The 3743-nt window shown below is 48.8% G+C and carries 2 pseudogenes; both read right to left on the bottom strand.

Going from position 1 to position 3743, the window contains the following annotated elements:
* A pseudogene (locus EII14_RS08930) lies at nucleotides 1-1932 on the bottom strand (hypothetical protein); the annotation flags it as partial.
* A 223-nt stretch (nucleotides 1933-2155) separates the two neighbouring features.
* Nucleotides 2156-3743: pseudogene (locus EII14_RS09365) on the bottom strand (hypothetical protein); the annotation flags it as partial.

Raw genomic sequence — 3743 nt, 5'->3', positions numbered from 1 at the left:
CCACTTGAAGAAGAGATCGGTTTCGGGATTGTCGAGTTTGATTTGGAGATAGTGTCCTCCTTTCCAAGCTCCTTCGCCACCGCGCCATGTAGAGTGGAAATAGGTGCTGACGTCGCCATCCAAAAGAGAACCGATGTTTGCACCCTCGTCGGGGTCGTTCATGGGGCATGCCAATTGCTCGTCTCTGGTCACGAGACCGTCAGCGGGGAGCACTTCACCGGTGGTGGCGTGGGCATTTTTTTGTCCGTCAGCACCGACTGCCATATAGGCTTTACCTTTATCCAAAGACATTTCTGCATCCATGATCAGTTTCTTTAAAGCAGCATTGCGCTTGGGTTGTGCAAGTGCTTCAAGCATTTGCTTCACTTCACTTTCGGAAAGAGTGATCACTTTCCAGCAGGAACCACCCACGCGCCAGTCCCAAGCAACAACTCTGTTTGCATCAGAGGCAACGTGGAGGCCGGAATATTCTGCCTCAGAAGGAGCACCGGTTTCGGTGGCGATCACGAGGTCGGGAGAATAGAAGTTGAAATAACCGGGGAACTCCTTACTTGCAGCAATGGTGTAAGCCACTTCGGGAGCTTTTGTCATTTGGATATTCTGATAGAGTGCGGGGCTCTTACCGATGTAGCGATCGGTTTCTACGCTTTTGAAGTGGTATAGTGGATTACCATTCTTATCGTTCTCGCCTGAAGCTGTTACGTGCCATACGAATTTGGCGGTTTCGTAGGTGTAGCCTGTTTCTTTCAGAGCCGCCATGTCGAACTTCACTGCGTCATCCGGAGCATAAGACCAATACAGTTTATTGTCGGCAGGATTCAAAGTTCCACCGTCGTAGATGGCGCCATCGTCATAATCCTTGTCGTTACGTCCATAGGGGAATTGCCCATGCTTTCCGCTGGGGAAGAGGTCTTTGTTGGGACGGAGCGAATAGAGAATGTAGTAACCTTCTTGGAGGGGTTTGCCCGAAGAGGTAAACGCATCGTAAGCGGGTATGAGTTTATTGGCCAATTCGTCCATTTCCTCGTCCGTTGCATCTGCTCCGTCGAGAATGGCTTTGATGCGATTCCAAATGGTCATCAGCTCGGTGTGTTTTGCTGGCGAATATTCACCGGCCCCCTCTCCCACGGTGTAGTTCTTGATTTTTTCGACAAGATCCACATCGTTGGTCAGTTCTTTCACAATGGCTTTCAGGCCGTCTTTGGCACCATATTCCATTGCTTCGTATATTTTCCAGACATTGCGGTAGTAGTTTGTGCCTTTGGCAGGAGCACCACCGAAAGCACTTCCGTCGGGATAGGTTAACAGGAAGTTGTATTCCAATCCGTCTGTTTCTTTGGGCTCTGCGGAAACTATAACGATGCAACTTTCCGTTTCTGCCACAGCGTTAAAGGTCAGTGTGGTGAAATCCGTTTCGATTTCACCGCCATTTTCTTTAAGATGTTTGGCTTCTTCCAAATAGGCGTTGATGCCGGTGTAATGGAATGTCGTGTCTTGCCCTGTTGCTGTTTTTCCGGGTTTGTCATAGCTGTATTGCGCATCCTTGTTTACGGCATTGCGCACAACAACTTTCCAAGCACGTTCTTGTGCGTCTGTGTAGAATTGGAAGTTGGAAGGGTTTGCCAAATAGAGGTTTTGATTTTTCACGTAGAAAATCGTAGCCCCTTTTGAGTCTTTCTCACCCGTGTCCTCCAACGTGTAGATGTTGGCAAGAGTCAAATTGGAAGAATGGCTGAATGTCGATCCTGCCAAAAAATGGTATGTGGCCTCTGCCGCAGAAAAGCCGGCTTGAAGCACATAGTTTTTATTGGCTTCTACTGTTTCTTCCGTGATGGGTGTGTCAAACGAATAGGTCCAATGTCGGGCGGAAGCCCCCAATGCACCGGTCGCAAGAACCAAAGCGGTCGCAAATAGCTTGTAAACCTTTTTCATTGTTTAGAATTTATGAAGTTAAATAAAAAGAGAGAATCCCGCCGACAAAGATAAACAAAAAAAAACAATGCACCATTTTTTTGTGCAGTTTTTCTTTCCTGTCCTATTTGTCGATCGTTATTCGTCCTAAATGACAGTTTTTTTTACACAAAAAGAGTCGCTCCTTTGTTGCAAAGGGAGCGACTCCGAATGAGGATTTACCACTCTGTCAAGAGGGGCGGGATTACTTTACGAAATGTTTCTTTCCGTTTACGATGTAAAGACCTGCGGGGAGTGTCTTGACATTCTTCACGCGGATTCCGGAGAGGGTGTAAACCGATTGGCCGGCTTTCGAGCCACCCCAAACGATACCGCCGATAGAGGAGATCTTACCGTTGGCAGAGATCGTAGCTGCTCCGGTGACGTTGGTTTCGGGCATAGCACCGAAGTATCCGGTGTTGGGGGCTACTTTTTCTCCCTTTTCGGAAAGCAATACTTTGCTGTGGTCGGGGCTGAACTTACCGGAGAGTTCGGGAACTTCGAGTTCTTCAAACGTAGGCACAAGACCGTTCACGGGAGCCAAAGCCGTGTGTGTGGCTTTAAGGCTGTTGGCATCTCTTGCCACGGAGTAGACGATGATGAAGTTATCCTTGTTTTCTGCTTCGGGAATGTAAACGTAAGCCTGACCTGCTGCGAGGTTTTCCGTTACGGCAGCCAACTGGATGTTGTTCTCAGCATCTTGTCCGATCACGGTGTAGAAGCGTTCCGCTTTCTCCACGTCGATGGGGAAAGTGATGATCTGAGGATTGGTCTTGTGTTGGAGGTCGTAAACGAATCCCTTGTCGGATAGCGTTTCTGTCGGATCTGCTGCTTCAAACTGGAAGGCAGAGTTGTCGCGACCGCTGGCCGTGTTCCAAAGTACGACGTTGGAGCTTCCGGGTTCGGCATTGAGATATACATATCCCTTGGGCACATCGTCCTTTTGCGCTACGAGGTTGAAGCATCCGGGTTCTTTGGCAAAACGGATAGCCCAAACATAAGGCTTTTCGCTTTGAGTGATCGCTCTGGATGTCTTTTCGGCAGGGGCGAGGTAAAGTCCGGTGAAGAGGTTTTGATAGGTGTATCCTCCTTCTACTTTTTCGACTCTCCAATAGGCACCGAGTCTGTTTTTGAAATTGGATTCGTCACCCCATGCGGAGGAATCGGTGTCTTTCACTCGTCCGGCCAATTTCACGTTTTGCTTGGTGGAGGAGTTGGCGGCGTAGATGCCACGCTTCAAAAGAGCTTCGTTTGAGGTATTGCTTCTCAAAATGTAAATTCCGGAGGTTGGTACACGGAGTGCATTGAAGAAAGCTTCGGTTCCGGCGTTGAGTTTGGCGAGCATTTCGTCAATTTGTGCAACTGTGGGTTGTGCCACCTTAATGATTTCGGCGAGTTGGTTTTCCACTTCGGTGACAACGGTCTGATAAGTGGCTTTGGAACCTGTGGCATAGTATCCGAGATCTTCGCCTTCTTCGGCTTTCTCAATGACGGCTTTGGCTTCGGCAAGTTCTTCTCTTATGCGAGCAGGATCGGGATAGTTCTTCATGAATTCATCGTAGGCTGCTTGCAGAGCTTCGAGCGAGGCCTGAGTGGCGGCTTCGTCTTTCAGTTCGTTTTTGGCTACTTCGATGGCAGCTTGGAGCTTGTCGATCAAGTTTTGGGGAACGGATTCGATCAAAGAACCGATTTTGTCATAAGCACCCTTGTACAGACGCATTTCTGCACCATGGTAATATTTGTTGCCACCGGGAACATCACCGTCATTGACGCGACGAGTCACTTCGATGCGG

The organism is Alloprevotella sp. OH1205_COT-284 (genome assembly GCF_003859795.1).
Taxonomy (GTDB): Bacteria; Bacteroidota; Bacteroidia; order Bacteroidales; family Bacteroidaceae; genus Alloprevotella.
This window is presented reverse-complemented; position numbering and strand designations above follow the sequence as displayed.